We start from the raw sequence: 4,376 nt of genomic DNA, 5'->3' as shown, positions 1-4,376 counted from the left end.
CCTTACGCAATGACTGCCAGTATTCATTCATCGACTTATATTCTTTCAAATCCAAATGTAACTCAAGTGTTCACCTTATCACTTCATCCAGAAGCAATAGAGTTTGAAGCTTCAGCGAGACTTGGTTTACTTGATGTAACTTACCTTCCAAAGAATCTTGCAAAGTGCTTTGGTGATAATAATCCTAGTGGTTATATAGTATGGGATAGTAAGGCCAGTACATGCTTCACCCCTGAGAGCAGAGGTATAGAGATAAAGAATACGAGTGAAGATAATAAGTTCTTTGTAGTTAAAGAGAACAGTCAATTCTACTCATTCTTTCCAGACTTCAATCCTTGGCCTGTGGACGAGAAACTAGAAGTAATTAAAGACTCACACTTAAGAGTTTTTAGTAAGAAGTTATTTAAAGATAAGCCAAATCTATTTCTCTTTGGACAGAAAGCAGCTTTCTATGAAGACAATAAGTGGCAGATGAAATCATTAAGCAATAAGGCCGATATAGTTTCTCTACCTTGGATGGGACTTGATCTCGTCTTAAAGAAGCACGATGACTCAAAGTTTCCTTCATTTAGACCAGTATCAACAATGCCAGTTCAGCTAAATGGAAGTCTCATTAAGGGACAAACTAAAGCATTGAAGATAAAAGTTCTAGGTAAAGAATATTGGATTTTAGACGACAGACCTGTAACTCTAAGAATAAATGGAAAGAAGGTTTCATTTGTATTAGATAAAGAAATCCTAACTCTCCCATTTGAGTTTGTGCTTACAAAATTCAAAATGGAAAAAGATCCAGGGACAAATAAGCCTGCGAGTTACGAATCATTTGTAAAACTATTTACAGATAAGGGTCCTAGTGATCATCATATTTATATGAACAACCCGCTTAAGCACGCAGGATTTACTTTCTACCAAGCAAGCTACTCTCAAGACCCTGAAACAGGTGTTTATAGCTCAACATTAAGTGTAAACGTCGATCAAGGTCGACCTCTTAAATATCTAGGCTCACTCTTCTTAGTACTTGGGGCCATGGGACACTACCTTTTAAATAAAAGAAAGGTAAAGAAATCAAATAGTGCAGATATTTTAAACCTAGAGAAAGTCTAGACGGAGAATAAATAATGAAGACAATACTAAGTCTATTACTACTAACAATGTCACTAAGTTCATTTTCAATGGATCTTCACTTTTGTGACCAATCTCTTGAGTCCCTACCAATCAGACAAGATGGTAGAGTAAAGCCACTTAAAGTACATGCCAGCGAAATGCTTAAGTACTTAACCGGTAAAACAAAGTATGAAAAGTTATCATCTACTGTGACGTTTTGTTTAGTTTCTTTAAAAGGAATGGGCATCCCAACAGAGATAGATCTTAAAACAAACATAGAACATGTTGACTTAATTAAGACTTTAGAACTTAAAGACGGAGAACATAGAGTAAGCTTAGATTCTCTAGAAGAAAATGCAACTCTTATAAGAAGTGAGTGGCAAAAAGCTGAAGAGCACGGAAGTTATAAGAAGTCCTTGGCCTCGGTTTTAAATAAAATCAACCTCTATAAAGATATAAAAACTGCAAACAACTGGCTTGTACCGCTTGTAAACTCAAAAGAAGATGTAGCGTGGCTACCTATAGGGGCTTACCTTACAGAAGAAAAAGTTGTTAAGGCCAGAGAAACTAGTGAACGACCATTTTTAAAAGTATTAAAAGATTCTGAAGAGCAATATGAAAAAATAGTTGATAAAGATTTCCTTATTGAGCTTACATACGTGAAAATGCAATTGCCACTTGTTGCTCTATTTCTAACATTTGCTGGGTTGATTACAATCACTCTTTTTAGAAAATTTAATATTGCCCTAGTCTTTGCAGTTCTAACAGTTATCGTTCAAACAGCAATCCTAGCATTTAGAGTTTATGTATCGGGAAGAGCACCTATTACAAATATGTATGAAACAGTTCTATTCTCTGGTTACGGATCACTACTCTTGGCCTTAGTTATTGGTCATTTTAAGAAGGAAAAAATCTACGTCTTCGTAGGTCTAGCATATAATGTTTGTACGCTTCTAATGCTAAACTTTGCGGGAGGAATGTTATCTAGCTCTATCTCTCCTCTAGTACCAGTACTTAGAGATAACTTTTGGTTATCAACTCACGTGACAACAATTATCCTTTCTTACGGTGCTCTTGCTCTAAGTTGGGTATTAGCAAATACAGTTTTAATCAGAAAAAGATTCTTCTTTATGAGTCCTGCAGATGAGAGATACTATAGTGACTTAGTTTACACATGTCTTAAATACGGAACAGTAATGCTTGCAGCAGGAATTATTCTTGGTGGAGTTTGGGCCGACTATTCTTGGGGAAGATTCTGGGGATGGGACCCTAAAGAAACATGGTCTCTAATTGTGCTTTGTCTTTACATGGCAATTCTGCACGGTAAGTACACTAGCTGGATACCAAATGGGAGATTCTTCTTACTAGTCGCTGCAGCTTTTATGAGTGTAATGATGGCATGGTTTGGAGTTAACTACATTCTAGCGACAGGTCTTCACTCATATGGATTTAGTGAAGGTGGAGCTATATTCTTAGGATCATTCTTTATTGCTCAAATATTATTATTGGCCCTAACTTACACAAGAAAGGATAACCAAACTCATGCTTAATATTGCAAATGTAACAAAGAATCAGGGTGGAGAGGCATTATACACGAAAGTGAATTTCCAAATAAACCCAGGAGAAAAAGTTGGTTTAGTTGGGCCAAATGGTGCAGGTAAATCTACTCTCTTTAAAATGATTATTGGAGAAGAGCGTCCAGATGAGGGACAGATCTCTATTCCAGATAGACTTCGTATATCTTATTTCTCACAAAATGTTGGAGAGATGAGAGGAAGAACTGCACTTGAAGAAGTTGTTGAGGGAGATGAAGGTATCTCTGCGATGAAGGTGAAGTTAAGAAGCTATGAAGAACAACTCTGTGATCCAGACCTCGATCCAGATGAAATGAATAAAATTTTAGAAAGAATGGGTGAAGTGCAAACTGACTTTGAGAAAGTTGGTGGATACGACCTAGAGTCTAGAGCAGAAGAAATACTTTCTGGACTAGGAATACACGCAGAAGATCATCATAAGAAAGTTGAAGACTTCAGTGGTGGATGGAAAATGAGAATTGCTCTTGCAAAAGTTCTTGTGATCAATCCAGACTTAATCATTATGGATGAGCCTACAAACTATCTAGATATGGAAACAATTCTGTGGTTAGAGGAATGGCTCAGAAATTATAAAGGCTCTGTGTTTATGACAACACACGATAGAGACTTTATGAATAATGTTGCAAAAAAGATCGTTGAAATAAATCATAAGCGAGTAACTACATACAGTGGTAACTATGATTTCTATGTTAAAGAAAGCAAGATTAGACTTGAGCAGCTAAAGTCTGAACACAAAAGACAGCAAGATATGCTCGCAAAAGAAGAAGAGTTCATTGCTAAATTTAAAGCACGTGCTTCTCATGCAGCTCAAGTTCAGTCTAGAGTAAAAAAAATTGAAAAGATTGAAAGAGTTGAACTTCCTCCAGAGGAAGAGAGTATGCACTTTGACTTCCCAGACCCACCAAGGGGAAGTGATGACGTTGTCATTATAAAAGATCTGGCAAAAAGCTGGAAGAATTCAAAAGACGAAGAAGTAAATGTATTTAAGGGTTTAACAACGACTATCAACAGACTTCAAAAGATTGCTGTTGTTGGTGTTAACGGAGCTGGTAAATCAACTCTCCTAAAGTGTATTTGCGGACAAACAGATCCAACTTCCGGAGAAGTAAAGCTTGGGCCAAGTATCAATCTAGGTTACTTTAGCCAATTCTCACTTGAAGTTTTAAAATCAAATAATACTATTCTTGAAGAAATACAACAAAACCTTCCACAGGCCAGTGACGGATTTATAAGAAACTTATTAGCAGCATTCTTATTTAGAGGCGATGATGTTCATAAGAAGATTAAACATCTCTCTGGTGGTGAGAAAAGTAGACTTGTCCTTGCAGTGATATTTTCATCGAATAATAATCTACTTGTACTAGATGAGCCTACCAACCATTTAGATATTTCATCTAGAGAAGTCTTAATGAGAGCACTTAAGAAGTATGAAGGTACAGTTATTTTTGTATCCCATGATAGGCACTTTCTACATGAATTAACTGATCAAGTACTAGAAGTTGATAAGGGTGGAGTTCGCCTCTACCCTGGAAATTATAAGTATTATTTAAATAAGAAAGCATCTCTCTCTTAAAAGAGATGCTCTAATTGATCTACGTAACGAGTATCTTTCATTCCAACTAGAACGTAGTCTATTTGATAACTAAGATACTTCTCAATAAGCCTTACCTGAAGTGG

Annotated in this window: 3 protein-coding genes; all 3 read left to right on the top strand. The window is 36.3% G+C overall.

Going from position 1 to position 4,376, the window contains the following annotated elements; all coding sequences use genetic code 11:
• On the top strand, positions 1-1,104 hold a 1,104-nt coding region (locus ABX784_RS15715), incomplete at its 5' end, for a cytochrome c biogenesis protein ResB (RefSeq protein ID WP_372656014.1).
• A gap of 14 nt (positions 1,105-1,118) precedes the next feature.
• Positions 1,119-2,654, top strand: a complete 1,536-nt coding sequence (locus ABX784_RS15710; protein ID WP_372656013.1) for a cytochrome c biogenesis protein — start codon at positions 1,119-1,121, stop codon at positions 2,652-2,654.
• On the top strand, positions 2,647-4,272 hold the full coding sequence (locus tag ABX784_RS15705) for an ABC-F family ATP-binding cassette domain-containing protein (RefSeq protein ID WP_372656012.1): 1,626 nt from the start codon (positions 2,647-2,649) through the stop codon (positions 4,270-4,272). The genes ABX784_RS15710 and ABX784_RS15705 overlap by 8 nt, the downstream gene beginning before the upstream one ends.
• Positions 4,273-4,376: the final 104 nt, after the last annotated feature.

The organism is Halobacteriovorax sp. (assembly GCF_041587335.1).
In the GTDB taxonomy this organism is placed as follows: Bacteria; Bdellovibrionota; Bacteriovoracia; order Bacteriovoracales; family Bacteriovoracaceae; genus Halobacteriovorax.
Note: the sequence above shows the minus strand (reverse complement) of the source record. Positions and strands in the feature narration are given on the sequence as shown.